Origin of the sequence: Oceanisphaera sediminis (assembly GCF_039539745.1) — a bacterium.
Taxonomy (GTDB): Bacteria; Pseudomonadota; Gammaproteobacteria; order Enterobacterales; family Aeromonadaceae; genus Oceanimonas; species Oceanimonas sediminis.
Genome location: NZ_BAABDS010000027.1, coordinates 25,157 through 50,323, shown reverse-complemented (window position 1 = coordinate 50,323; position 25,167 = coordinate 25,157). Strand labels below are relative to the sequence as shown.

Annotated in this window: 24 protein-coding genes and 1 tRNA gene; 14 read left to right on the top strand and 11 right to left on the bottom strand. The window is 59.2% G+C overall.

Features of this window, described 5'->3' with window-relative positions:
- The first annotated feature begins 17 nt into the window (after positions 1–17).
- From ABD827_RS09325 to ABD827_RS09300, 6 genes are all read left to right on the top strand, one after another.
- A complete protein-coding gene (locus tag ABD827_RS09325; protein WP_298719869.1) occupies positions 18–263 on the top strand; it encodes a DUF2960 domain-containing protein in 246 nt (81 codons plus the stop codon).
- A 225-nt stretch (positions 264–488) separates the two neighbouring features.
- Positions 489–2,318, top strand: coding sequence for a sensor domain-containing phosphodiesterase (locus ABD827_RS09320; protein ID WP_344964371.1), 1,830 nt, complete (start codon positions 489–491; stop codon positions 2,316–2,318).
- A gap of 139 nt (positions 2,319–2,457) precedes the next feature.
- A complete protein-coding gene (locus ABD827_RS09315; protein WP_344964369.1) occupies positions 2,458–3,009 on the top strand; it encodes a cupin domain-containing protein in 552 nt (183 codons plus the stop codon).
- 182 nt (positions 3,010–3,191) lie between these two features.
- Complete coding sequence (locus tag ABD827_RS09310) at positions 3,192–4,631, top strand: Na+/H+ antiporter NhaC family protein (RefSeq protein ID WP_344964367.1); 1,440 nt, start codon at positions 3,192–3,194, stop codon at positions 4,629–4,631.
- 20 nt (positions 4,632–4,651) lie between these two features.
- Positions 4,652–5,755 (top strand): class II histone deacetylase, encoded by a 1,104-nt coding sequence (locus ABD827_RS09305; protein WP_344964365.1) that lies wholly within the window; start codon positions 4,652–4,654, stop codon positions 5,753–5,755.
- 172 nt (positions 5,756–5,927) lie between these two features.
- Positions 5,928–6,626, top strand: coding sequence for a helix-turn-helix transcriptional regulator (locus tag ABD827_RS09300; RefSeq protein WP_344964363.1), 699 nt, complete (start codon positions 5,928–5,930; stop codon positions 6,624–6,626).
- A gap of 76 nt (positions 6,627–6,702) precedes the next feature.
- Here ABD827_RS09300 and ABD827_RS09295 read toward each other — a convergent pair whose 3' ends face one another.
- From ABD827_RS09295 to ABD827_RS09285, 3 genes are read right to left on the bottom strand one after another with little or no spacing between them, the layout of a single operon-like run.
- Entirely contained in the window at positions 6,703–8,208 is a 1,506-nt protein-coding gene (locus ABD827_RS09295; RefSeq protein ID WP_344964361.1) for an aldehyde dehydrogenase, read from the bottom strand.
- A 10-nt stretch (positions 8,209–8,218) separates the two neighbouring features.
- A complete protein-coding gene (locus tag ABD827_RS09290; RefSeq protein WP_344964358.1) occupies positions 8,219–9,580 on the bottom strand; it encodes an aspartate aminotransferase family protein in 1,362 nt (453 codons plus the stop codon).
- A 27-nt stretch (positions 9,581–9,607) separates the two neighbouring features.
- Positions 9,608–10,369 (bottom strand): gamma-glutamyl-gamma-aminobutyrate hydrolase family protein, encoded by a 762-nt coding sequence (locus tag ABD827_RS09285; protein ID WP_344964356.1) that lies wholly within the window; start codon positions 10,367–10,369, stop codon positions 9,608–9,610.
- Between the two features lie 281 nt (positions 10,370–10,650).
- Between ABD827_RS09285 and ABD827_RS09280 the strand changes: the two genes are divergently transcribed.
- From ABD827_RS09280 to ABD827_RS09270, 3 genes are all read left to right on the top strand, one after another.
- Positions 10,651–12,036, top strand: coding sequence for a glutamine synthetase family protein (locus ABD827_RS09280; RefSeq protein ID WP_344964353.1), 1,386 nt, complete (start codon positions 10,651–10,653; stop codon positions 12,034–12,036).
- Between the two features lie 40 nt (positions 12,037–12,076).
- Positions 12,077–14,056, top strand: coding sequence for a Na+/H+ antiporter NhaC family protein (locus ABD827_RS09275; protein WP_344964351.1), 1,980 nt, complete (start codon positions 12,077–12,079; stop codon positions 14,054–14,056).
- Positions 14,057–14,167: 111 nt separating this feature from the next.
- Positions 14,168–14,644, top strand: coding sequence for a copper chaperone PCu(A)C (locus ABD827_RS09270; protein WP_344964349.1), 477 nt, complete (start codon positions 14,168–14,170; stop codon positions 14,642–14,644).
- Positions 14,645–14,719: 75 nt separating this feature from the next.
- Here the strand turns inward: ABD827_RS09270 and ABD827_RS09265 are convergent, their stop codons facing one another.
- The 7 genes from ABD827_RS09265 to ABD827_RS09235 all read right to left on the bottom strand — a co-directional run bounded on the left by ABD827_RS09265 (position 14,720) and on the right by ABD827_RS09235 (position 19,926).
- A complete protein-coding gene (locus ABD827_RS09265) occupies positions 14,720–15,139 on the bottom strand; it encodes a CoA-binding protein (RefSeq protein WP_344964347.1) in 420 nt (139 codons plus the stop codon).
- A 25-nt stretch (positions 15,140–15,164) separates the two neighbouring features.
- The gene (locus ABD827_RS09260) at positions 15,165–16,010 is read right to left on the bottom strand and encodes a pirin family protein (RefSeq protein ID WP_344964345.1); all 846 of its coding nucleotides are present in this window, start codon (positions 16,008–16,010) and stop codon (positions 15,165–15,167) included.
- Between the two features lie 10 nt (positions 16,011–16,020).
- Complete coding sequence (locus tag ABD827_RS09255; RefSeq protein ID WP_344964343.1) at positions 16,021–17,007, bottom strand: glutathione S-transferase family protein; 987 nt, start codon at positions 17,005–17,007, stop codon at positions 16,021–16,023.
- A 143-nt stretch (positions 17,008–17,150) separates the two neighbouring features.
- Complete coding sequence (gene trxC, locus ABD827_RS09250) at positions 17,151–17,585, bottom strand: thioredoxin TrxC (protein ID WP_344964340.1); 435 nt, start codon at positions 17,583–17,585, stop codon at positions 17,151–17,153.
- The gene (locus ABD827_RS09245) at positions 17,585–18,013 is read right to left on the bottom strand and encodes an META domain-containing protein (protein ID WP_344964338.1); all 429 of its coding nucleotides are present in this window, start codon (positions 18,011–18,013) and stop codon (positions 17,585–17,587) included. Before ABD827_RS09245 ends, trxC begins: the two co-directional genes overlap by 1 nt.
- A gap of 9 nt (positions 18,014–18,022) precedes the next feature.
- Positions 18,023–19,012, bottom strand: coding sequence for a 2-hydroxyacid dehydrogenase (locus ABD827_RS09240; protein WP_344964510.1), 990 nt, complete (start codon positions 19,010–19,012; stop codon positions 18,023–18,025).
- A 59-nt stretch (positions 19,013–19,071) separates the two neighbouring features.
- A complete protein-coding gene (locus ABD827_RS09235) occupies positions 19,072–19,926 on the bottom strand; it encodes a hypothetical protein (RefSeq protein WP_344964336.1) in 855 nt (284 codons plus the stop codon).
- A gap of 262 nt (positions 19,927–20,188) precedes the next feature.
- Between ABD827_RS09235 and ABD827_RS09230 the strand changes: the two genes are divergently transcribed.
- Positions 20,189–20,265, top strand: a tRNA-Pro gene (locus ABD827_RS09230).
- 120 nt (positions 20,266–20,385) lie between these two features.
- On the opposite strand, the gene ybcJ is transcribed toward ABD827_RS09230, so the two are convergent.
- Positions 20,386–20,601: a ribosome-associated protein YbcJ gene (gene ybcJ, locus ABD827_RS09225; RefSeq protein WP_344964334.1), complete on the bottom strand. Its 216-nt coding sequence runs from the start codon at positions 20,599–20,601 to the stop codon at positions 20,386–20,388.
- 312 nt (positions 20,602–20,913) lie between these two features.
- Between ybcJ and ABD827_RS09220 the strand changes: the two genes are divergently transcribed.
- The 4 genes from ABD827_RS09220 (at position 20,914) to phnE (ending at position 25,107) form a co-directional block, all read left to right on the top strand.
- Positions 20,914–22,047, top strand: coding sequence for an aminotransferase class V-fold PLP-dependent enzyme (locus ABD827_RS09220; RefSeq protein ID WP_344964332.1), 1,134 nt, complete (start codon positions 20,914–20,916; stop codon positions 22,045–22,047).
- 389 nt (positions 22,048–22,436) lie between these two features.
- Positions 22,437–23,285 carry a phosphonate ABC transporter ATP-binding protein gene (gene phnC, locus ABD827_RS09215; RefSeq protein WP_344964330.1) on the top strand — a complete coding sequence of 283 codons (849 nt, stop codon included), beginning with the start codon at positions 22,437–22,439 and terminating at the stop codon, positions 23,283–23,285.
- Positions 23,282–24,268, top strand: coding sequence for a phosphonate ABC transporter substrate-binding protein (gene phnD / locus ABD827_RS09210; RefSeq protein ID WP_344964328.1), 987 nt, complete (start codon positions 23,282–23,284; stop codon positions 24,266–24,268). Before phnC ends, phnD begins: the two co-directional genes overlap by 4 nt.
- A 53-nt stretch (positions 24,269–24,321) precedes the next feature.
- Positions 24,322–25,107: a phosphonate ABC transporter, permease protein PhnE gene (gene phnE / locus ABD827_RS09205; protein ID WP_344964326.1), complete on the top strand. Its 786-nt coding sequence runs from the start codon at positions 24,322–24,324 to the stop codon at positions 25,105–25,107.
- Positions 25,108–25,167 lie beyond the last annotated feature (60 nt).

Here is a 25,167-nt window from a genome sequence, read left to right as displayed (position 1 = left end):
GGGGAATACATACCACCATGGCCTTTCGTATCAGTTACCACTATCACAAGCAGCAAAAAGAAATCGGTTTCGCCAATGACAAGCATCACAGCGTCTATGACGCCATCGCCACGGCGGAAGGGGTGGATCTGACCGAGTTTCATCGCATGGAAAGCCAGGTGGCCAATGTCAGCCGCAACGACCGCAAGACCATGAAGGACTTTCGTGAAGAATATTTCCGCAAGCTGGGCTTCAGTCAGGTAACCATAGTGCGTGAAGAGTAACCGCCAGTGCGTCGGCCCCTGCCGATACGGGAATGTTGTTTGACGGGCATGCGCTAAGCCGTCGTTTCGCCGATGAGATTAATATTCAATAATTCTTATATAAAACAGAATCTTATAAAAATTTGCGGGGGGCGACGGTTTTCGGATTGAAGCCGGAATCTGCATGGACAGTGTCAATTGGGTTTGCCATTATGGGTTGGTATGTCAACGGCTAACGGACTATCTGTGGAACAAATTCAGACCTTTTTCGGTTATCACAAGGCCCTGACGCAGCTGTTGCACGGTCGGGGCTTTACCGGGCAGAACAAGCGCAAGAAGCTGGAAGCTCTCAGCGCCCTCTGTGGTGAGCTGCTGAAGGTCGACAACGTCAGCATCTGGACGCTGAGCCCCTGTGCTCATCGCCTCGAGCGTGAGGTGCTTTATCCCCCGCTTTCGGCGGATCCGAACCCGGGGTTCAGCCTGAGCCGTGATCGGCACCCGGCTTATTTTCTGGCGCTGGATGCCGCCGATATCATCTGTGCCGAAGAGGTATGTAGCGACCCGCGCACTCGCTCCTTTCATCCGTATTATCCGGATGCAAGCCAGCCGGTGGTCTCCATGCTGGATGCGCCTATCTTCGATGGCAATCGCCTGAGTGGTGTCATCTGCCTGGAACACCGGCAATCACGACAGTGGAGCCTGGCCGATATCGCCTGCGTGACCGCCATCGCCGATACCATCAGCCTGATCAATACCCACGAGGCCTGGCTGAACAGCCGCAAAGAGCTGGACTACATTACCCATCATGATGATTTTACCGGCCTGCTGAACCTGCGCTCGCTGCGCAATCATATTCAGCAGCAGATTGAGCAGCAGACGCCGGTATCGTTTGCCCTGCTGTGGTTCGACATCGACCGGCTCAATGCCATCAATAACGGCATGGGGCAGCAGGTCGGTGACGCCGTGGTGAGCGAGGTGGCGGCCCGGTTGCGCGGCATGCTGCTACCGGGCAAGGAGATGGTGGCGCGGGTCGGTGGAGACGAGTTTGCCATGATCTACCGGTTTCCAGCGGGGGAAGCGACCATGGACGAGACGGTGGCGACCATTCTGGAAACGGTCAACTACCCCATCAGCGTCGGAGAGCAGAAAGTCCAGGTCAGTGCCAGTATCGGTATTTCTCTGTTCCCCGATGATGGCGGCGACGTGTCCACCCTGCTTCGGCACAGTGAGTCGGCCATGTACCATGCCAAGGCCTGTGGCCGGCGTCAGGCGCAATATTACAATCAGGATATTTCAACCACGGCCAAGGCGCGGTTTCTGCTGGAAAGCCAGCTCACCGACGCCATCGCCCACGATGGTCTGAGTGTGTTTTATCAGCCGATTATGTCTGCTGACGGCAGCGCTGTGGTCAGTGCCGAAGCCCTGGTGCGCTGGCAGCATGAGACACAGGGCTTTATGTCGCCGGCGGATTTTCTGCCGCTGGCCTACGAAACCGGTTTAATTGCCGCGCTGGATCTCTGGGTGCTGAACCAGGTATGTCGGGATATACAGCGGGCCCGTGAACAGGATTTGCCGATGCCGCCGGTGGCGGTGAACCTTTCTGCCGACTCGATAATGGATCCCCTGCTGGCGGATAAAGTCTGGGAAAGTCTGCAGCGTTATCAGGTGCTGGGCACGCAGCTGGAACTGGAAGTGATCGAAGACGCCATCAAGGGTGACTCAACAGTGTTGCGCTGCACGCTGGAAGAGCTGGTGCGCATGGGGATCACCTTGTCCATCGACGATTTTGGTACCGGTTACTCCTCGTTGCTGCGACTCAAGAGTCTGCCGTTTACCAAGCTGAAAATCGATCACTCTTTCATTCAGGATCTGCCCGGAGATCCGGATGATTGCGCTATTACCCTGTCCATTCTCGGCATGGCCAGAGGCCTGGGGCTGAAGGTGGTGGCCGAAGGGGTGGAACACGGTGAGCAGGAAGCCTGGCTGCAGCACCAGGGCTGCGATTATCTGCAGGGCTTCAAATACCACAAGCCCATGCCTGTAGATGACTTTCTTGAGCTGCTGATTACCGCCTGAATAAACGCCAGTTTCTCTTCGCCGACAGTCATTCACTTACGGATTATTTGACCTTGCTGTAGAATGCGAGGCGCACAAAGTCCCCCCTTTTTATTGGCGTAACCATATGACGACAGCGGAACAACAAGGTAGTGATGATATGTCCAACGATGTGGGTGTCCGGCTGAAGGCGGTGCGCACCTTGCGTAATATTTCCCAGCGAGAGCTGGCCAAGCGCACCGGTGTGACTCACTCCAGCCTGTCGTTGATCGAGCAGGGTAAGGTCAGCCCCTCGGTCAGTTCGCTGAAGAAAATCCTCGATGGTATTCCCATGACGGTGGGGGAATTCTTTACCCTGGATTTGCAGAATACCGATCAGATTTTCTACGCTGCCGACGAGCTGAAGGACGTCGGCTCGAATGATCTGTCGCTGAAACTGGTCGGCTATAACCGCAAAAACCGCGCCATGTCCTTTATCATCGAGACCTACCCGCCCGGCGCCGATACCGGCCATGACATGATGGCCTATCGGGGCGAAGAAGCGGGCGTGGTGATCGAAGGCGAAGTGGAGGTGATTGTGGGCGGTCAGGTGCGGGTGCTGCAGGAAGGCGACAGTTATTATTTTTCCACCACCCAGCCGCACCGGTTTCGCAACAACGGCGACCGTCCCTGCCGAATAGTGAGCTGCTCGACCCCCGCCAAGCATTTCTGATCACTAAGGAGGGCGTATCGCCCTCTGTTTGATGCCTGTGTTTCCACGATGTTTCGCTTTTGTATCCTGAAGGTTAACCATTGATGTGACTCTGATCACGTAGAATATCCCCCAAGGGACATGTCAGCCTCTTCCCACCTCCTTCTATGATGAAGCGTCAATGGAGCGACGAGGAAGATGGCATGGAAAAGATACTGACCCCCCGGGTGGAAAAACTGCCCATCGGCTGGCTTCGGCTGGTGATGTTGAGTGGCGTGTTCCTGTTGGTGATATCACTCGGGACGGGAAAAACCGAAGGCGAATTCGGGCTCTTTGCCCTGGTGCCGACGCTGGTGGTATTGGGGCTGGCGCTGCTGACCCGGCGAACCCTGGAACCGCTACTGGCCGGGGCGTTGGCCGGGTTTGCCCTGATTGAACCGGAGCGGACACTGCATAACTTTGTGGCCAGTACACTGGAGGTAATGCAGGGGCCCATCATGGGTTGGCTGATCCTGGTATGTGGGTTGCTCGGCAGCTTGATTGCGCTGCTGCAGTTTTCCGGCGCGACTCTGGCTTTCAGTGATGCGCTAGGAAAATATGTCAAACGGCGGTCCCATGCACTGGTTGCGAGCTGGCTGCTGGGCATTGCCATTTTTATTGACGACTACCTTAACGCCCTGACCGTCAGTACCGCCATGCGCAAGCTGTCGGACAAGCTGAAAATATCCCGGGACATGCTGGCCTACGTGGTGGACTCCACCTCGGCGCCGGTATGCCTGTTGATCCCGTTTTCGACCTGGGTGATTTATCTGGCCGGGCTGATAGAAGCCAATGGCCTGGTACCCAAAGGGGAAGGGTTTAACTACTACCTGAGCCTGCTGCCCTACCTGGTGTACCCCTGGGTAGCGTTGCTGATGGTGCCCTTGGTGGCCTACGGGGTGATTCCGCTGTTTGGCTACATGAAAAAGGCGGAGCAGGAGTGCCTGGAGGGGAAAAACGCACCGGTGGAGGAAGACGAGCCGGGCCACCTTCAGCCTCCACGCCTGGTGAACTTTATTATGCCGGTGCTGACCCTGTTGTTGGCCACCTGGTATTTCGATATTGATGCCCTGATGGGGGTTGGCTGTGCCCTGGTGGTCTCATTGGTGCTTTACCGGCTGCAGGGGCTGGCCAGCCTGCCCCGGCTGTTTGATGAAATTATTCAGGGCATGGCTACCATGCTGCTGCCTCTTGGCATCGTGTTTGCGGCTTTTGTGCTGCAGGCGGTAAACGAGCAACTTGGGCTGGCACCCTATCTTATCGATACCATTACGCCCTACATGAATGCGCGCTGGCTGCCTGCGCTCAGCTTTTTGGTACTTGCCGGTCTGACCTTTGCCACCGGCTCGTTCTGGGGCGTTTATGCCATCGCCTTTCCCATCATGATCCCTCTGGCTCAGGCCCTTGATGCCAATATGGCGCTGACCCTGGGTGCCCTGGTCTCCGCCGGCGCCTTTGGCAGCCATGCCTGCTTTTTTGGCGACTCGACCGTGATTTCCGCCAGGGGATGCGGCATCAGCCCGATGCAACATGCCCTGAGTCAACTGCCCTATACCCTGATTGCCGCCACCGTGACCACCCTGTTGCTGTGGCTGATGGCCTGATACTGAACAAGGAGAGCAAAATGAAACGAACCGGATTCGCCTTTCACGAACACTGCCTATGGCACGATGCGGGCCCCTGCTCGGTGTTTGACCGCCCCGGCGGATTCATCCAGCCTGCCGCCGCCGCTGAACACCCGGAAACCAAGCGCCGATTGCGCAACCTGCTGGCGGTCAGTGGCTTGCTGGAACAACTGACACCGGTGAATGGTACGCCCGCGATGCGCGAAGACCTGTTGCGCTTTCATACCCCGCGTTACATTGATGAACTCAGCGCCATGAGCGAACAAGGCTACGGCGATGCCGGCCAGTATGCGCCCTTTCGCCAGGATGCCTTTCCCATCGCCTGTCGCTCCGCCGGCCTGGCCATGGCCACGGTGACCGCGGTGCTCAGGGGAGAAATCTACAATGGTTACTGCCTGTCGCGCCCGCCCGGCCATCATGCCGAGGCGGACAGGGGCATGGGGTTCTGCCTGCTGGGTAATATACCCATCGCCATCCGGGCTGCCCAGGCTCAGGGTCTGGTGCGCCGGGTTGCGGTAATCGACTGGGATGTACACCATGGCAACGGTACCCAGCAGGCGTTTTATGAAGACGACGAGGTGCTGACCATTTCATTGCACCACGACAACAATTACCCCATCGACTCGGGGAGTGCGGAAGAGCGGGGGAGTGGTGCCGGTTTTGGATATAACCTCAATGTGCCGCTGCCGGCCGGCTCCGGTATCGGCGCCTACCTGGCGGCCATGGATCAACTGGTGATCCCGGCGCTGGAACGCTTTAAGCCGGAGCTTGTCGTGGTGGCCTGTGGTTTTGATGCCAGCGCCATGGATCCGCTCGGCTGCATGCTGCTCAATGCCGATGCCTTTGGCCAGTTGACCGCAAAGGTCATGACGGCCGCCGAACGCTTGTGCGAAGGTCGGCTGGTCATGGTGCATGAAGGGGGGTATTCGCAAGGCTATGTCCCCTTCTGTGGTCACCGGGTGATCGAAACCCTTAGCCAAAGCGAGATCCATGTACCCGACCCGGCCGGCGATGACATTGCCCGCTGGGGCCAGCAGGAGCTGCAACCCCACCAGGCGGCGCTACTGGAAAGCCTACTGCCACTGTTGAAGGATATTCGTTAACAAATAACCGCCCTGGCACGGTGCAATAACTGGCCAGGGAGGTTTTTGGATGTTACATTTTATTCACCGTTTTATATTTCGGTGGTAGCTAAAATTGATGCAAAAGGATATTGCTCCCCACTCTCTAGAACCTTTGGCGTTTTTGCTTTCATCCCTTGATAAAAAAGACTTTTTGCCTCAGCTTAAAACCTGTCTGGAAACTTACTTTCCGCGTATCGATCTGGTGTTGTGTCGGTTTCACCGTTATCGCAGTCCCGAAGTTGTGTTACATAATTTGAGCCAGAAGCAGGAGGCTGCGACCCTGCATCCTTATTGTTCCGGCATGTACCAGCTCGACCCGTTTTACCAGCACTGGCTCGGTCGTCCTACTGCCGGTGTGTTTCGTCTGGACGAGATAGCCCCGTCGGAGTTTCGGCGCACCGAATATTTTCTGACCTATTACACCGGACTGGGTCTGCACGACGAGCTGATGTGTTTCGTATCATCCAGTGCCGACACGACCCTGGCCTTTTCATTTGGATTTTATCAACCCCCGCCGGAGCGGGACGGCGACCTGCTGAGTGACAAAATGACCTATCTTTTCCCCTTGCTCCAGGCGTTGCTGGAAAAGCATCACTGGCAGGCGTCGGCCTCCTTGCTGAATGACGCGGTAGCATCGTCAGGGGTGTTTGTTGATGAGCGCTTGAGCGATCGGGAGCAAGAGGTGGCTCGGTTGTTTCTGCAGGGGCACAGTGCGGCGGCCATTGCCGATCAGCTGTGTATCAGCCCCGGCACGGTGAAAAATCACCGGAAAAACATCTATGCCAAGCTCGGTATCAACAGTCAGGCCGAGTTGTTTCAGCGGTTCTTGCACCAACTGGGGGTGGATTGAACCGGGAACAAACAAAAAAAGGGCGCCTAAGTGGCGCCCTTGGTATTTATCCCGCCCTGTTAAGAGAAAGGTTCGGTCAGGCGTTTGTGCCTAATTCTATCCAGGTGGTCTTGGTCTGGCTGTATTCCGCCAGTGAGTGCAGCGATTTGTCCCGGCCGTTGCCCGACTGCTTGACCCCGCCGAAGGGCACCGTCATGTCGCCCCCGGCGTAGTTGTTGACATAAACCTGCCCCGACTCCAGTCGCCGCGCTGTGTTCAGCGCCTTGTCCAGGTTTTGGGTCCAGACCGCCGCCGCCAGGCCGTAGGGCGAGTCGTTGGCGATGGCAATCGCTTCTTCGGCGCTGTCGAAGCCGATCACCGCCAGTACCGGGCCGAAAATCTCTTCCCGGGCCAGGGCCAAGCGGTTGTCGATCTCATCGAACACCGTCGGTGGAAAGTAGCAACCGCCGCCGTCGGTCAGCACCGCCTCACCGCCGAGGCGCAGGCGGGCACCCTGTTCTATGCCTCTGGCCACGTGGCTGCGAATGCCATCAAGCTGGGTGGCGTCGACGATGGCGCCCATGGCGCTTGCCGGATCCAGCGGATTGCCCGGTTGCCATGATTGTGCGTGGGCGATGATACGCTCGACCAGCTCCTCGCGAATGCTGTTTTCCACCAGCAGGCGGGAACCGGCGATGCACACCTCGCCCTGGTTGAAGAAGATGGCCTGGGCGGCTTCTCTGGCCACCTTGTCCAGATCGCCGGCATCGGCAAAGACGATGTTGGCACTCTTGCCGCCGCATTCCATGAAGGTGCGCTTCATATTGGACTCGCCAGCGTACTGGGTCAGCAGCTTGCCGACCCGGGTCGAGCCGGTAAAGGCCAGGGCGTCGACGTCCGGATGCAGCGCCAGCGCCTTGCCCACGGTGTGGCCAAAGCCAGGCAACACCTGAAAGATGCCGTCGGGAATGCCCGCTTCTTTGGCCAGGGCCGCCAGCCGGATGGCGCTGAGCGGCGATTTTTCCGACGGCTTGAGGATCACCGCATTGCCGGCGGCCAGCGCCGGGGCAATTTTCCAGCAGGCCATCATCAGCGGAAAATTCCACGGCACTATGGCGGCCACTACCCCCAGCGGCTCCCGGGTGATAAGCCCCAGGTTGTCGAGGCCGGTGGGGGCCACTTCGCCGTATACCTTGTCGATGGCTTCCGCGTTCCAGCGCAGGCAATTGATGGCGGCGGGCATGTCCACATTCAGGCTGTCGCCGATGGGCTTGCCCATGTCCAGAGTCTCGAGCAGCGCCAGTTCTTCGGCGTGCAGTTCGACCAGGTCGGCCAGCTTGAGCATGACTTTTTTGCGGGCCGCCGGCGCCAGTGTCGACCAGTCGCCCCGGCGAAAGGCGGTACGGGCGTGACCGACCGCCAGTTGGGCATCCTGCTCGTCACAGCTGGCTACTTCGGCCAGCGGCAGGCCGTTGGCCGGATTGAGGGTGGCGAAGCGGTCACCCTTGACCGCATCACAATACTGACCCTGGATAAAAGCGCGGCCTTGGGGCCGCAGCTGTTCGCTCCGGGCCTGCCAGTCGGCAAGCGATAATTGGCGCATTGTCTTCTCCTCAGTCCATGATGCCCAGCTGGCGGGCGGTCAGATCCAGGCTCTGGCGGGCCAGGGCAACGAGCTGATCGATCTCGGCTTCGGTGATCACCAGCGGCGGTGAGACCACCATGATTTCGCCCACCGAGCGCATCACAATGCCGGTCTTGAAGCAGTTATCCCGACACTGGCCACCGATACCGGGCTCGAAGCGGGCCATGGTGTCCTTGTCGGCCACCAGTTCCAGGGCGCCGAGCAATCCCAGGCTGCGGGCTTCGCCCACCAGCGGATGGCTGGCCAGGCTGGCCCACTGTTTGGCGAAGTAGGGGCCTGTGGTCTCGCGTACCCGATCGATGATGCCTTCTTCTTCCAGCAGCTCCAGGTTGCGCAGCGCCACGGCGGCGCAGGCGGGATGACCGGAATAGGTGAAGCCGTGGTAGAACTCGCCGCCCTGCTCGATCAGCAGATCCGCCACCCGGTCGCCGACCAGCACGCCGCCGATGGGCAGATAGCCGGAAGACAGGCCCTTGGCGATGGGCATGAGATCGGGCTTGATGTTGAAGTGCTGACTGCCGAACCACTGGCCGACCCGGCCGAAGCCGCAAATGACTTCGTCGGCGATCAGCAGGATGCCGTAGTGATCACAGATGCGCTGAATCTCGGGCCAGTAGCTTTCCGGTGGAATGATAACGCCACCGGCGCCCTGTACCGGCTCGGCAATGAAGGCCGCGACCCGATCCACCCCGACTTCCTTGATTTTCTGCTCCAGCGAGCGGGCGGCCAGCAGGCCGAATTCCTGCGGGTCCATTTCCCGACCTTCGCCAAACCAGTAGGGCTGGGCGATATGCTCGATATCTGCCAGCATGGGGCCGCCCTGTTCGTGCATCGGTGCCATGCCGCCCAGGCTGGCGCCGGCCACGGTGGAACCGTGATAGCCGTTGCGGCGGCCGATGATTACGGTTTTGTCCGGCTGCCCCTTCAGTTGCCAGTAGCGACGCACCATGCGTACCACCGTATCGTTGGACTCGGAGCCGGAGCCAGTGAAGAACACATGGTTGATGTGCTCGGGCGCCAGCTCGGTCAGCTTCCTGGCCAGCTTGATCGCCGGCGGATGGGCGGTCTTGAAGAAGTTGTTGTAGTAGGGTAGTTCCTGCATCTGCTGCCGGGCGGCGTCTACCAGTTCCTGACGGCCGTAGCCGAGGTTGACGCACCAGAGGCCGGCCATGGCATCCAGAATCCGGTTCCCTTCCGAGTCGTAAATATAGATACCGTCGGCCTGGGTGATGATGCGGCTGTTGTCGCCCAGATCCTTGGTGTCGGTGAAGGGATGGAGGTGATGACGGCCGTCTTGCTGGCGTAATTCCTGGGTATCGTATTTTGGCATGATGATGTCCTTTTCGTTCGGTGCCATTCAGGCGCAGGTAGTCGATTGATGCCGGGCGCAGGCGGCGCCGAAGGCGGTAAAAATGGCCTGGTACAGCGGATGCTGATCAGGCTGCCACTCGGGGTGCCATTGCACTCCGAGGGCGAAGGGCAGGGCCGGGTCGCTGATGGCTTCTATCAGACCGTCCGGCGCCAGGGCTTCGGCAATCAGGCCTTTTCCCAGCCGGCCTATGCCTTGCTGATGCAGGGAGTTGACCTCGAAGTCGGCCTCTTGAGTGAGCCGATACAGCAGGCCGTCCGGGTTGAGGCTGATGCCGTGGGCCGGAGCATAGTGGCTGTCTTTCCAGTCGTGAGCCGGTTCCCGGTGATCGAGCATGCCGGCATCTTCCTGCAGCTTGTGGCGCAGGCTGCCGCCGTAGGCGACGTTCATTTCCTGCAGCCCGCGGCAGATGCCGAGCATGGGCAATTTCAGTTGTCGCGCCTGGTTGATCAGCGACAGGGCGCTGCCATCCCGATCCGCATCGTAACGGCAGTCGTCGGGCCAGGCGTCCTGGTCGAAATGACGGGGCTCGACATTGCTGTAGCTGCCGGTCAGGCAGAGTCCATCCAGTCGCTCCAGAATGCCCGGCGCCAACCCCTGCTCCAGTGCCGGCAGCAGTACCACCTCTACACCGGCTGCCTGGCGCAGTGCATTCACGTACTTGTTGACCACCATGTGGCAGTCATGGCCTTCAATGTGCCGCTGACAGGCGGTCACCCCGATCAGGGGGGTGTGCGTTGCTCTTTCCATGTAGCTACCCGATAAGTTGATTGGTTTATATATTTAACGTTTTCGATGCTATGTTTGTAAAGAATAAGAGCACAGTCATGACGGTGAAGCCAAGCGAGTCAGCGATGAGTTGCGGGGTTGTTTGAGGTTTTTGTGATGCGGGTCGCTGTTTTTAACATTAATGCAACCTTGGTTGGGTGGTGGTGATTGTGTTGTTGTGGTGATTATTCTATAACGATATTTGTTTTTGATGTTTATTAAAAGCGAACAACAATTTGCCAGGACCAAACAAGGAGGTCGTGATGGATGAAGTGGGAATGGAAGCCGGACTGCAAGAAGCCCGGGAATTTCTGGAACAGAACCCGGATATCAATTCCGTCGATCTGATGATTGGAGATATCAACGGCGTGATCCGCGGCAAGCGCATTCCGCGAGACAGCCTGCTCAAGGCCTATGAAGACGGAATCTGCCTGCCGGCCTCGCTGTTTGCGCTGGACATCAACGGCAACACCATAGAAGAAACCGGGTTGGGGCTGGATCAGGGGGAAAGTGATCGGCTGTGTTTTCCGGTGCCCGGCACCCTGAGTCGCACTCCCTGGCAAGACAGGCCCTGCGCCCAGGTGCTGATGAGCATGTTTGAAAACAACCGGGCTCCCTTTATCTATGATCCGCGCCATGTGTTGCAGCGAGTGCTGGACCGCTTTGCCGAGCTGAAGCTGACCCCGGTGGTGGCGGTGGAAACCGAGTTCTACGTGGTTGACAGGGAGCGGGACGAGTGGCAGCAGTTGCAACCGCCGGTATCACCGGTGACCGGCAAACGGGACACCCAGTGCCAGGTGTATTCGCTGTCGGATCTGGATGATCACTGCGACTTTATCGAAGCCATTCACGAGGCCGCCCAGACTCAGCGCCTGCCGGTGGATACCGCCATCGCCGAGTGCGCGCCGGGACAGTTCGAAATCAACCTCAAGCACCGAAATGACGCCATGCAGGCCTGTGACGAGGCGGTGCTGCTCAAGCGGCTGATCAAGGGGGTGGCGGCGCGTCATCAGATGGACGCCACCTTCATGGCCAAGCCCTACAACCAGGAAGCGGGCAGCGGTACCCATATTCATGTCAGCCTGCTGGACGAGCAGGGCAACAATGTGTTCAAGGGCGAGGCGGACGACCCGCTGGGCAGCAGTGTGCTGAAAAGCGCCATCGCCGGCACCCTGGGGATGATGCCGGAGTCGATGGTGATTTTCGCGCCCAACGCCAACAGCTATCGCCGTTTTCAGCCCGGTTTCTATGTACCCATGAGCCAGACTTGGGGCGCCGACAACCGTACCGTAGCGGTGCGTATTCCCGGCGGCAGTGACGAGGCCCGGAGATTGGAACACAGAGTTGCCGGCGCCGATGCCAACCCCTATCTGCTGATGGCCAGCATTCTGGCCGGCATTCATTACGGCATTACCCAGCGGCTGACTCCGCCCGAGCCGGTGGTGGGCAATGGTTATGCCTCACATCCGCCCAGTCTGCCGTCCAGCTGGATCCAGGCGTTGGAGCAGTGGCAGCGCAACGAGCTGCTGCCGGACTACCTGGGACGGGAGTTCTGCCGGGTGTATCACGCCAACCGCCATGGCGAACGATTGCTGTTCATGCGCAATGTCAGCCCGCAGGAATTCGACTGGTATCTGCGTTCGGTCTGATGATCCGGTAACACATTCAATCACCATGGAAGGTAACAAGATGAAAACACGACAGTTGTTTGGCATGGGCGGCGTCTTGCTGGCCTTGCTGTTATTGCTGGCACCGGCGATCAGCCGGGCCGAGACCCCCAGCATCGATATGCCCGGCCTGGTGCTGCAGGGCATTCCCTTCAGCGTGACTCTTAATGTCGAACGAGAAAGCGGTGAACCCGAGCTGCCGCTGTGGCTGGAGCACGCCGGTCGGCGCCATGCGCTGACCTTTACCGGCGGCGAGGCGGTGGTGGAGGGGCTGTTGAGTAACACCGATAACGCCGAGCTCACCCTGATCGATGACTCGGGCACCGTGCTGGCCGAGGTGAACAGCCCGGCCATTCCCGCCTGGCTGTCGGTGGTGCCGGCGCTGCTGGCCATAGTGCTGGCGCTGGTGTTTCGGCAGGTGATACTGGCGTTGTTTCTGGCCATTTGTGCCGGTGGCTGGCTCAGTTACGGCATGGCCGGTAATAAGGCGCTGGTCAGCGTACTGGACTCGGTTAACGTGCATGTGCTGACTGCCGCCAGCGATTCCGAGCACATGTCGATCGTGTTGTTCTGTCTGCTTATCGGCGGCATGGTGGGCATCATCTCCCGCAACGGCGGCACCGTCGGCATTGCCAACCATATCACCCGCTTCGTGCGGGGCCGGCGCAGCGCCCAGACCACCACCGGATTGCTGGGCACCGCCATCTTCTTCGACGACTACGCTAACGCGCTGATCGTCGGTAACACCATGCGTAACATCACCGACAGGTTGCGTATCTCCCGGGAAAAGCTGGCCTACATCGTCGACTCCACCGCCGCCCCCGTGTCCGCCATTCTGCTGGTGACTACCTGGATTGGCTTTCAGGTGGGGCTGATCGACGAGGCACTGGGCCAGGTTGATGGTTTCGAGGGCTCGGCCTACGGAGTATTCCTCTCGGCCATCAGTTACAGCTTCTATCCGATTCTGGCCCTGCTGTTCGTGTTCATGATCAGCCTCAGCGGTCGCGATTTCGGCCCCATGCTCAAGGCCGAGATCAGGGCGGTGCAGCAACAGCAGGACGCCGACGACGCCCTGACCGACCGGGAAGCCATCGCCGAAGAAGCCAGTATCGATGCCAAGCCGGGCATACCACACCGGGCGCTGAACGCCATCATTCCGATGACGGTACTGGTGCTCACCACCTTGGGAGGCATCTGGTACACCGGCATGGAAGAGCTGGGCCATCCCGCCCAGTACAGCCTGCGTGACGTATTCGGTAACGGCGACTCCTTTACCGCCATGATGTGGGGCTCTCTGCTTAGCACCCTGGTGGCGCTGATCATGACCCAGGCGCAGCGACTGCTGAGTATGGACGAAGCCGCTCATTACTGGTTCGAAGGGGTGAAATCCATGTTGCTGCCGATCACCATACTGATGATGGCCTGGGCGCTGTCGTCGGTGAACGAGTCGCTGCATACCAGTGATTATCTGGTGAGCGTGCTGAGCGACAGCCTGACCCCCGAGCTGATCCCGGTGAGCGTCTTCCTGCTGTCGGCCTTTACCGCCTTCGCCACCGGCTCGTCCTGGGGCGTCATGGGTATCATGATGCCGCTGGTGGTGCCGTTGGCCTGGGCGGTGCTGCAGCATCATGGTCTGGCCGGTAACCCCGAGTTTATGCATCTCTTCTATGCCTCGGTGGCGGCGGTACTGGCCGGTGCCGTGTGGGGGGATCACTGTTCACCGCTGGCGGAAACCACGCTGCTGGCCGCCATGGCCTCCGGCTGCGGTCTGGTCGAGCATGTGCGGACCCAGTTGCCCTACGCGCTGTTCGTGGGCGTTATCGCCACCCTGTTCGGCATAGTGCCGGTGGCCTATGGTCTGCCCTGGTGGCTGGGTATCGCCATCTGTGCCCTAGCCATGGCGCTGGGACTGCGCGTACTGGGCAAGCGGGCGGAAGACAGTCCGGGGGCACAAGCAGTACCGGCTGTCGCGGCCACCACGGCGGTGGATATAACCGGCTAGTCCACGACAGAGACATTGTGCTGAATATGGCAGGCCGGGGCGGATGCTCTGGCCTTTTTGTCGGCGCCGATTACAATGAAGCGGCTTCTATTATCTACAAGGAATAACATAATGGCATCGTTACGCACCCTGCTGGCCTCGGCCATGCTGCTGGCCTCGGCCGCAGTCTCGGCCCACGACTACCATGGCGGTGATCTGGATATCGCCCACCCCTGGAGCCGGCCGCTGCCGCCGGTGGCCACCACGGGAGTGGCCTATCTGACGATCACCAACAAGGGCGCAGCGGAAGATGTGTTGCTGAGTGCCGAGAGTCCGGTCGCGAACAAAGTGGAGATCCATACCCACATCAAGGAAGGCGACCTGATGAAGATGCGCCAGCTGGACGAGCTGGTGATCCCGGCCGGTGGCGAACAGATCCTGGCGCCGGGTGGTCATCACCTGATGCTGATGGGCCTGAAGCAGGTGCCGGCGGTCGGCGAGCGCTTTCCGCTGACGTTGCATTTCAAGCAGGCCGGTGACGTTGAGGTGGAAGTGGCGGTGGATGCCGAGCCGGCCAAAGCGCAGGGCCACGGCCACGATCAGCATTAACCGACGTTGATCCTTTAAAGGGATAAACGAAAGAAGGAGCCCCAGGCTCCTTTTTTGTTGTTGATGCGGGCGGCTTTAGCTCAACAGTTGCCTATGCACCTTCTTGATGCAGAGGTCTTCGACGTATTCCAGCTCGGCTTCGGCGGCGGACTCGGCGGCCGTCACACTCTGCACTCCTTCCTGCAGCCACAGGCATTGGGCCTCATGCTCTATGGCCTCCAGCGCAATGTCGGCGGCAAACTCGCCGCGACGGAACACGTTGATCAGCTGCACCGGCTGATCCAGCTCGTCCAGTTCGGCGACGCAGGTCTGGCCAAGAATGACGGCGCCGGCCAGCTGTGGGTTGATTGGGTACACCTGGTAGCCGTGCTGCAGCAGGTATTCCATTACCTGATAACTGGCTCGCTCAGGCCGATTGGAGGCGCCCACCAGAGCAATGCTGCGAGTCTGATTCAGGATGTGCGCCAGGCGCTGTTGTTCGAGTTGATCCATCATGCATTCCACAGGAGTAAAAACCTCCTTATACCAGCTTGCCCGCCTGATAATCCATGATCGCCTGCTCAATTTGCTGTTCTGTATTCATGACGAAGGGTCCGTACTGCGCAATGGGTTCATTCAGCGCCTTGCCTGCCAGCAGCAGCAGACGTCCGCCCGCATCACCGGCCCGTAACGGCAGCTGGTCGCCGTCGCCGAGCAGCGCCGTATTCTCGTTGGGCAAGGCGGTGTCGCCCAGCGTGAGGCTGCCTTCAAAGGCATACACCAGGGCATGGAGACCGGCGGGAACCGGCAGCGTCAGGCATTGACCGGCCGCCAGTCGAATATCCAGGATCAACGGCTGTGTGTGTTCGCTTTGTATCGGCCCTTTCAGCGTTCGCCCGTTCAGGCTCAGTGAGCCCGCCAGCAGCACCAGCTCTCCGCCATCGTCCAGCGCCATTCTCGGCAGCTCGGCGGCGGGAATATCCCGATAGCGGGCCGGCTGCATCTTGAGGGCGGCAGGCAGGTTGAGCCAGATCTGAAAGCCGCGCATACGGCCGGATTCCTGCTGGGGCATCTCGGAATGAATCACGCCCCGGCCGGCGGTCATCCATTGCACATCACCGGCGCAAAGGTGGCCTTCATTGCCCATGTGGTCCCGATGCAGCATGTGGCCGTCGAGCATGTAGGTGATGGTTTCAAAGCCCCGGTGTGGATGGTCGGGAAAACCGGCAATGTAGTCGTCGGCTTCATTCGACGAGAAGTTATCCATCATCAGAAAGGGATCCATGCGCTGTTGCTGGCTCTGGCCCAGCGCGCGTTTGAGTTTGACCCCGGCGCCGTCGCTGGTGGCCTTTGCCGGATACAGCGCCATGATTGTTCTGTTGTTCATGTTCAACTCCTTACGCAAAGCGGCTCGCTCGGTCGTGAGCGGCTGACCAGTCCTGAGCCGGCCCGATGGAGATAATGCCATGGGGATTGATGCTCGGGTGGCTGCAAAAATAATGATGGCGAATATGATTCATGTTCAGGGTATCGGCGATGCCCGCGTGCTGATAAAGGTCGCGTAAAAAACCGTACAGGTTGGGATATTCGCTTATTTTGCGGTGATCGCACTTGAAGTGGGTGTGGTAGACGGCGTCGAAGCGGACCAGGGTCGTCCACAGCCGGATATCGGCCTCGGTCAGCCGGTTACCGACGAGGTAGCGCTGCTGGTCCAGTCGTTGCTCCAGCCGATCCAGCCCGGTGAACAGGGCGCTGACGGCGTCGTCATAGGCGGGCTGACGGGTGGCGAAGCCGGCCTTGTAGACGCCGTTGTTGATGGTGTCGTATACCTCGGCATTGATGTCGTCGATGTGTAGCCGCAGCTCGCTGGGGTAGTAATCATCGGCCCTGGCACCGAGATGATCGAAGGCGCCGCCCAGCATGCGGATGATATCGGCGGACTCGTTGCTGACGATGGTTTCCTGTTGCTTGTCCCACAGCACCGGCACCGTGACCCGGCCGGAATACCCGGCGTCGGCCTTCAGGTACAGCTGATACAGATAGTCGAGCCGGTAAAGCGCATCGCCGGTGGCGCCTTCGAAATCGGTGTTAAAGGTCCAGCCGTGTTCGCCCATCAGCGGATGTACCACCGAGACCGAAATCATGTCTTCCAGCCCCTTGAGGCTGCGCATCATCAGGGTGCGGTGCGCCCAGGGGCAGGCGAGCGACACATACAGGTGATAGCGCCCGGCCTCGGCGGCAAAGCCGGACTTACCGGTGGGGCCGGCTGCTCCGTCGGTGGTTATCCAGTTGCGAAATTGACTCTCGCTGCGCTTGAAGCGGCCCTTGTTTTCCTCGGTGTCATACCAGACATCATGCCAGATGCCCTCAACCAGCTTGCCCATACCGTTCTCCTCATCTGGATGAATATGCTGAGTCTAGTGTGGGCAAACCGACCAAGGGATCACAGCGGATAAATTCGCCGGACTCGGTCAAAAAATATGAATGAAGCCGCAGAGCACGGTGGCGGCACTCTGCGAGGGCGTCTTTATACCGGCAGGTTTTGCAGCCACTGCCTGAGCTGGCCGGCGGAGAGGGCACCGGACTGGCGAGCAATTTCCTTGCCATTTTTGAAGGCGATCAGGGTCGGAATGGAGCGAATGCCAAAGCGAGAGGCGGCGGCCTGATGGGCTTCGGTGTCCAGCTTGGCCAGCCGCAGTTGACCGGCCACCTCGCCGGCGGCGGCCGAAAACACCGGTGCCATGCTCTGGCAGGGGCCACACCAGGGCGCCCAGAAGTCGACTACCAGCGGCAGGGTTTCGTTGGCCAGCAGTCGGTCCATGCGTGGACCGTCCAGCGTCAGCGGCTGGGGCGGCAGCAGGGGCGCTTTGCATTTACCGCATTGCGGTGCCTGCTGCAGCCGTTCGCCGGGCACCCGGTTTTTGGCCTGGCAGGCCGGGCAGATCAGGAAGTGGTCGCTCATCATTTCATCCAGTCGGCCAGTTGATAGGTGAGGGTGTACTGCTCGCCAACCAGCTCCAGCTGCTGGCCTTTGTTATTGACGGTGGCGCCCTCGCCCAGCGTCTGCAGTACGGCGGTTTCCACTTTTTGCGCTACCGGGTCGCAGGCCATCTTGGTACTGGCCAGGGGATCGGCTTTCAGCCGGTTCTGCTCCAGGGTGGCGCTGCCGAAGAAGCGGTTACAGCCGGCCATGCCGTTGATGGTGAAGTGCTCGGCAATTTCCAGATCCGACTTGATCTCCGGGTCGACGGCCACGCCGTTGATGGCGGTCAGATTCCAGTGGTGATGCTGCAGGTCGGACTCGACCACCTTGAGGCCGCCGCTACAGGCGCTCAGCAGCAGGGCGGTGGCGGCGGCAATGGTTGTTTTCATGACGAGGGTGGTTTTCATAAAGATTCCTTAATTGATTTGATTATCACAAACTTCGTTGCGGGACAGTTGTTGCAGGTTGTCCAGGGTGATCCGGGCGATGGCGGCGAGCGCCTCCCGGGTCAGAAACGCCTGGTGGCCGGTCAGAAGCACGTTGGGATAGGTTGACAGCAGATGAAAGGTGTCATCATGGATGATTTCACAGGACTTGTCGCTGAAGAACAGGTTTTCCTCCTCTTCATAGACGTCCAGCCCCAGGCTGCCGATTTTACCGCTGTTGATGGCCTCGATGGCATCCTGGGCGTGGAGCAGGCCGCCCCGGCTGGTGTTGATGATCATCACCCCGTCTTTCATCTGTTCGAAGCTCTCACGCCGCAGCAGATGATAATTTTCCGGTAGCAGTGGGCAGTGCAGTGTGATGACGTCGGCCTCGAGGAACAGTGGTGCGAGGGGCACGTAGCGGGCCCCGAGGGCGAGTGCGTCGGGATTTTCGACCGGGTCGTGGACCAGCAGTTTCATGCCCAGTCCCTGCAGTATGCGCAGCGTGGCCATGCCTATTTTGCCGGTCCCTATGATGCCGGCGGTCTTGCCGTGCATGTTGAAACCGACCAGGCCGTTTAGCGAGAAGTTGGCGTCCCGGGTGCGCTGGTAGGCCTTGTGGATATGCCGGTTGAGGGTCAGCATCAACCCCACCGTGTGCTCGGCCACCGCTTCCGGCGAATAGGCCGGCACCCGCACCACCTTGATGCCGGCGGCCCTGGCCGCCTCCAGATCCACATTGTTGTAGCCGGCACAACGCAGGGCTATGAAACGCACGCCGGCGGATGACAGAAACTGTATGACATCGGCGCCCAGCTTGTCGTTCACAAACACGCATACCGCATCGAAGCCCTGGCAGAGTGACGCCGTGTGCGCTTCCAGCCGGGCTTCGAACCAGGTGATATCGAAGCCACAGTCCTTATTGTGCTCGGTAAAGGGCTGTTGCATGTAAGGCTGACTGCTGAAAAAGGCGATTTTCACCGGTGGTGACTCCAGAAACGAGGGTGGTTCAAGAATAGTGAACAGCCGGTGACGCTTTTTCAAGGCCGGGTGCCGGGATACCAGTAATGATCCGGCAGCGCGCGGGTGGATTCGGTCAAATCCGGATTAGCGAGATCCAATCGCAAGCGCGGCTGTTGCAGCACCGGCAGGCTGGCGCGGATCGGCGGGTACTGCTCGAACAGGGCGATGAAGCTGCCATCCCGGTAAGCTCGATCCAGCCCCCGGGTCAGGGCGTCGGCCAGTTCGGGGTATTCGGGACTGACGAAAAAATAAATGGCGAAAGGGTAATACAGCAACAAGCGGGGTTCGGCCATCAGCAGCGGGTACTGCGCGGTGGCGACAGTCAGCTCGACGTGGGCTTCCACCAGGCTGCGTGGGTAATAATCTACCTGCTGATTGCGATTCAGCATGTCCAGAATGGTGTAGTAGGGGGCGGCACTGATGTTAAGCCCCGCCTGTTTGAGAATGTCGACATCGCTCCAGCCGATGCCCTGCACGCCGGTAAAGGACGCCAGCTCGGCCAGATTCTGTATTTGGCTGAATTCCTGTTGCCGGGTCTGATTGATCAGCAGCAGTCGAAATCCGGACAGGCCGCGCAGCAGCGGTATTCGCACCGGCAGCAATTGTCGCTCGTATTCGCCGGTGGTGCCGGCCCAGAGCAGGTTGATCGGCTTGCCATCGCGTAGTTTCAGCGCCAGCTGCGGTTGGGGCTCGTTCAGTGTTACCTGCTTGATGACAAACTCCTCACCGCTTTTTTCCAGCGCCAGGGTCAGCAGTTGTCGGTAGTAGGAATACATAGGTGGAAGCGACTCGGGTTGGGGGATCCTGACCGTCAGTGCTGCCTGTGCAGACAGGCTGAACAGGGCAAGCAGTGATAGCAGCAATCTCTTCATGGCGGTTGTTTCCTGATGATCCCGGAAAATGAGTGAACTCATACCTTGTTATAGACGTAATCCGAAAATCCGGCAGAAGCGGCCTGGCTGACGGTGTGGCGGACACGTTGAGATCAAGGGTATATCCAGGCTCTTTATGCTCTTTCTGATGAAGAAACAGGCGGTTTTTCCATGGTGGGCGCCAGCATGGGTCTAAATAGGGGTTTTACTTAAAAAGAGCTTGCAACAATACCGTCATTTCGGTAAATTCTCGCCCCGTTGACGGCATGTAGCGCAGCTTGGTAGCGCACTTCGTTCGGGACGAAGGGGTCGGAGGTTCGAATCCTCTCATGCCGACCAAATCCTCAAAAAGGGCTCATCATTTGATGAGCCCTTTTTGTTTTCCGCTTTTGGTGATCTTTCTGCAGTGCGCGATGTGCACGCTTCGGCTTGGGGCTCGAACTGAGCCCCGCCGATCGATTATTCGGTCACTGCGACCTGCTGGCCGTTAAAGCTGACGGTCTGTCCGACCACTATCTTGCAGCGCTTGCGCAGCTCGATTGCGCCGTTGACCTGCACCAGTCCGTCGTCGATCACCATCTTGGCCACGGCGCCGGAGTCACACCAGCCAAGCACCTTAAGCAGGTTGTGCAGAGGAATGAAGGGCTGACCTTCCAGGCTGAATTGTTCGTTCATTGCGAGTCCTTGTTCTGGTTTAAAATATTGGATTTTTGCCGCCGCTGCAGCTGACTGTGCTGGAAATAGGCAAAGTGCCGGATTGACTGCATTAGATCTTTGTCATCTACCAACATATTGGGCATCATTGCGGCATCGCGCCCAGACCGCCACCCCGGCTTGCAATACCGGCCAGACTCCGTTCAGACTCATTATGAGCTCGCCTCTGCGGGTTCACCTGTGCCATTCTTGGTGCAGAAAGGTCTGTTTGCCGGCGCTGGCCACTGTCTTACGCGGCATGTTTTGTATCAGTTATTTGACCAAGAGGTGATTATGTCCGGATTACTGCCCAATATCGACCCCGATGGCCTGCTGGAATACTCGGTAGTGTATACCGATAGATCCCTGAACCATATGTCCCGGCGTTTCCAGCAGGTGATGCGTGATATCTCCGCCAGCCTGAAGGAGCTGTATCAGGCTCATTCGGTGGTGGTGGTGCCCGGCAGCGGCACCTTCGGCATGGAAGCGGTGGCGCGTCAGTTTGCTACCGAGCAGGATTGCCTGATCATTCGCAATGGCTGGTTCAGCTATCGCTGGAGCCAGATTTTCGAAGCCGGTAAGATTCCGGCGTCCGAGACGGTACTCAAGGCCCGTGCCATCGAGCCAGGCCCGCAGGCGGCGCTGGCTCCCGCGCCCATCGAGGAAGTGGTTGCCAGCATCAAGGCCAACAAGCCAGGCATGGTGTTTGCCGCACACGTGGAAACCGCGGCTGGCATGATACTGCCGGATGATTACCTCAAGGGGGTAGCCGACGCGGTACATGAAGTGGGCGGTCTGTTTGTGCTCGACTGTATCGCCTCCGGTACCATCTGGGTAGATATGGAAGCCTGTGGCGTCGATATTCTGCTCAGTGCCCCGCAGAAAGGCTGGAGCAGCTCGCCCTGCTGTGGTCTGGTGATGATGAGCGAGCGGGCCCGCCAGCGCATCGAGCAGACCCAGAGCACCAGCTTTGCCTGTGATCTGAAGAAATGGCTGCAAATCATGGAAACCTACGAGCAGGGCGGCCACGCCTACCACGCGACCATGCCGACCGATGCCCTGGCGCAGTTCCGCGATACCATCAATGAAACAGATGGTCTGGGCTTTGCCGAGATGAAGCGGCGTCAGCAACAGCTGGGTGACCGGGTGCGTGCCCTGTTGGCCGACCATGGCATCAAGAGTGTGGCCGCCGACGGCTTTGCGGCGCCGGGTGTCATCGTCTGCTATACCGACGATGCGGCGATCAAGAACGGCAGCAAGTTCGCCGCCGAAGGGCTGCAGGTTGCCGCCGGTGTACCGCTGGCGTGTGACGAGCCGGCCGATTTCCAGACCTTCCGTATCGGTCTGTTCGGTCTCGACAAGCTGCAGGATGTGGATCGTACCGTCGCCACCTTCGAGCAGGCGCTGAACAAGGTACTGCAGGGCTGATCACCCGCGATAAACCAATAACACAAGGCCGCCCGCGGGCGGCCTTGTTGTTTTCGGCTCTGAATCCCGATAATTCGCTTTAACCCTTGCGCCTTTTCCTCTTCTGAAATAACCCTTCCGTTGCCCTTGCCGCCGATGTCATTTCCTTGATAGGCGATGGCAGTGTTCTTCCGGCCATATTGAAAGATGAAGCTTTTCTGAAAGCCTTGTCTATACAAGTGCGCCTCATCATACCGCCTTACTCCATAACTCCTTTAATCACAGTACGTTGCAGCTTTTATTTCCACTGCAACAGTGTCGGTTATACATCTGGCTGACTTAATTCTTCAATAAAACCGTCATCTTTGGCCGCCAGTATGGCTCGCGAACCTATCGTGAGGCTGCTAGCAATGAACAAGATCATTGAGGTCAGAAGTCTGAGCAAGACCTTTGACAATAAAAAAGCGCTGAAAGAGATCAGTCTGGAGATTGCCCATTCGGGAATCACCGCGCTGCTGGGGCCGTCCGGCTCGGGCAAGTCCACTCTGCTGCGTCATCTGAGTGGCCTGGTGTTTTCCGATCACCGTGAAGGTACCGAAGTCAGAGTGATGGGAGAGCTGGTGCAATCCCACGGCAAGGCGGCGCCACAGGTGCGTCGTTGCCGGGCGCGGGCCGGCTATATCTTCCAGCAATTCAATCTGGTGAATCGCCTGAGTGTGCTGACCAATGTGTTGATTGGAGCCCTGAGCTCCACCGCCAAGTGGCGCACCCTGACCGGCTGCTTTACTCAAGAGCAGCGCCAGCAGGCCATGGCGGCGCTGGAGCGGGTAGGCATGGCGGCCTTTGCCGACCAGCGCGTGTCGACTCTGTCGGGCGGTCAGCAACAGCGGGTGGCCATCGCCCGCTCGCTGATGCAGCAAGCGAGCATTATCTTTGCCGACGAGCCTATCGCCTCGCTCGACCCCGAGTCGGCGCGCACCGTGATGGAGCTGCTCAAGGACATTAACGAGCGGGAAGGCATTCCCGTCGTCGTGACCCTGCATCAGGTGGATTACGCGCTGAAGTACTGCCAGCAACTGGTTGCCCTGCGTGAAGGCGAAGTCTTCTATCAGGGCGCGGCGGCCGACATTACCGAACAGGCGCTGACCGCGCTGTATACCAAGGCGCCGACCAGCGACCCCATGCCGGCCCCGGCCATCAGGCCGCTACGGCCCACCCCTGCTTTTGCATCCCGTTCCATTCAAGGACAACCGTCATGATTCGTACATTGAAGAAGTTCGCCGGCGCCTCGTTACTGACCGCCATGATGGCCACTCCGGCGCTGGCCGAAGACGCAGCGCTGTCGACCATCAACTTCGGCATCATTTCCACCGAATCCCAGCAGAATCTCAAGCAACACTGGGAACCCTTCCTCGCCGACATGGAGCAGCAGCTTGGAATTGAGGTGGAAGCCTTCTTCGCGCCCGATTACGCTGGCATCATTCAGGGCATGCGCTTCGACAAGGTCGACATTGCCTGGCTAGGCAACAAGTCGGCGATGGAAGCGGTTGACCGGGCCGGCGCCGAAATTTTTGCCCAGACGGTGCGTGCCGATGGCCAGCCCGGTTACTGGAGCCTGCTGATTGCCCACAAGGACAGCCCGTTGAACACGGTGGACGACGTGCTGGCGCAGCGCAAGGAGCTGACATTCGGTAACGGCGATCCCAACTCGACCTCCGGTTATCTGGTGCCTTCCTACTATGTGTTTGCCCAGAATCAGGTTTCTGCCCAGGAGTTCAAGCGCACCCTCAATTCCAGCCACGAGGTGAACGTGTTTGCGGTGCTCAACAAGCAGGTGGATGTGGCCACCAACAACACCGAGAGTCTGGAACGCTTTGCCGAGCGCAGTCCCGAAAAGGCTGGCAACATCAAGGTGTTGTGGAAGTCACCGCTGATTCCGGCCGACCCCATCGTCTGGCGCAAGAACCTGCCGGAAGCCACCAAGCAGCTGGTGTACGACTTCTTCATGCAATACGGCCAGTCCGGTGACCCGCAGCAGAAGAAGATTCTGGAACAGCTTGAATGGGCCTCGTTCTCTCCTTCCAGCGACATGCAGCTGCTGCCCATCCGTCAGCTGCAGCTGTTCAAGGATCTGCAGGAGCTGGAAAACAACGAGGCCGATGCGGCCGACATGAATCAGGTAAAAATGGAACTGGCGGTGCTGAACCGTCAGATGTCTGCCCTGGAAGCCATGACCAACTAAAGACCGACCCGGAGCCGGCGTGACCGGCTCCGTGAGGTCAGCGGAGACTGAAAATGAATACTGACGTCATTACCCGGCCTGAATCGGGATCGCGCCTAGGGCAAATGGTCAAGTGGATGCTGCTGGCGCTGGTGTTGGCCTGGGCCTGGCAGGGCGCCGAAATGAACCCGGCGGTGCTGGTGCAGGATGCCGGCAACATGGCCGAGCTGGCCGCCGACTTTTTTCCGCCGGACTTTACCCACTGGCAGCTGTATCTGAAAGAAACCCTGGTCACCCTGCAGGTGGCGCTGTGGGGCACGCTGCTGGCCATCGTGCTGGCGGTTCCCTTCGGTTTGTTGTGTGCCGACAACCTGTTTCCGCAGTGGGTGTGTCAGCCGATGCGCCGGCTGATGGATGCGGCTCGGGCCATCAATGAAATGGTGTTCGCCATGTTGTTTGTGGTGGCGGTAGGGCTGGGACCCTTTGCCGGGGTGCTGGCGCTGTTTGTACATACCACCGGCGTATTGGCCAAGCTGTTTTCCGAGGCGGTGGAAGCCATAGAGCCGGGCCCCATCGAGGGCGTGCGGGCCACCGGTGCCACCAAACTGGAAGAGATTCTCTACGGCGTGCTGCCGCAGGTGATTCCGTTGTGGATCTCCTATTCGCTCTACCGTTTCGAGTCCAACGTACGTTCGGCCACCGTGGTGGGCATGGTGGGTGCCGGCGGCGTCGGGGTCTTGCTGTGGGAAGCGATTCGCAGTTTTCAGTTCGCACAGACGGCGGCCATCATGCTGGTGGTGATCGTGACCGTGAGCCTGCTCGATGTGGCCTCGCAGACCATTCGCAAACGGTATATCTGATTTATTTAACCCGACTTGTCTAGACAAGAGTGGCGAATAAAACGGCCGGAGGGAAGGGGG